Below are 668 nucleotides of genomic sequence, written 5' to 3'. Positions count from 1 at the left end.
GACAGTATATTTGCGGTTTTGTTATCGATAGCGCCTCGTTTGTCTGCTCTTATTACGCGACCTGTTTCATCTACAAGGGTTAAATAGTCCTTCAAGCTAAAGCGGATACCGGAGGTTTTCTCTTGCTGTTCATGGCCCGTAAAAGGTAATAACGTTGTCGGTTGCTCTCCGATAATGGCTGCTTTGATACGCAGTTGAATACTGGTAAAATTCGATTGCTCAGGTGTTGGAGCAATACCCGCACGTACTGGATTTAAATCTACATAAGCCATACAAGCAAGTAACGCCCCTTCATCGAGCAGGGCCTGTGATTTAAAGCGTCCTTCCCAAAAGTGCCCGGTGCATTTATCTTCTTTATTGGCTTGTCGAGCAATAGGCTCGTTTAATGCCCGCATAAACCAACTGATATCGATTAAGCGCTGTTTATAGACCTGTGCTGTTTCTTCAATAATTTCCATTTCGAATGGAGTTAATGATTGCTCCTGTTGATATTGACGGGTCAACAGAGTGCCTTTGAACAACTTATGCCAACGGGACAGTACTTCTAGCGTCGTCCAGTTGTTAGCTTTTTCACTATCAACATGAAGGACTAAATGTAAGTGATTATTCATGACAGCGTGAGCACAAATATCAATAGCAAACACCTGAGATAATGTAAAAATGCGTTG

Annotated in this window: 1 protein-coding gene; it reads right to left on the bottom strand. The window is 42.4% G+C overall.

Annotation, left to right across the window (positions count from 1 at the left end; translation table 11 throughout):
• A partial coding sequence (locus H4J76_RS19515; RefSeq protein ID WP_182231147.1) for a transposase occupies positions 1-668 on the bottom strand: 668 nt, incomplete at both ends.

The sequence above is a fragment of the Colwellia sp. BRX9-1 genome (genome assembly GCF_014077195.1).
GTDB lineage: Bacteria > Pseudomonadota > Gammaproteobacteria > Enterobacterales > Alteromonadaceae > Colwellia_A.
This window is presented reverse-complemented; position numbering and strand designations above follow the sequence as displayed.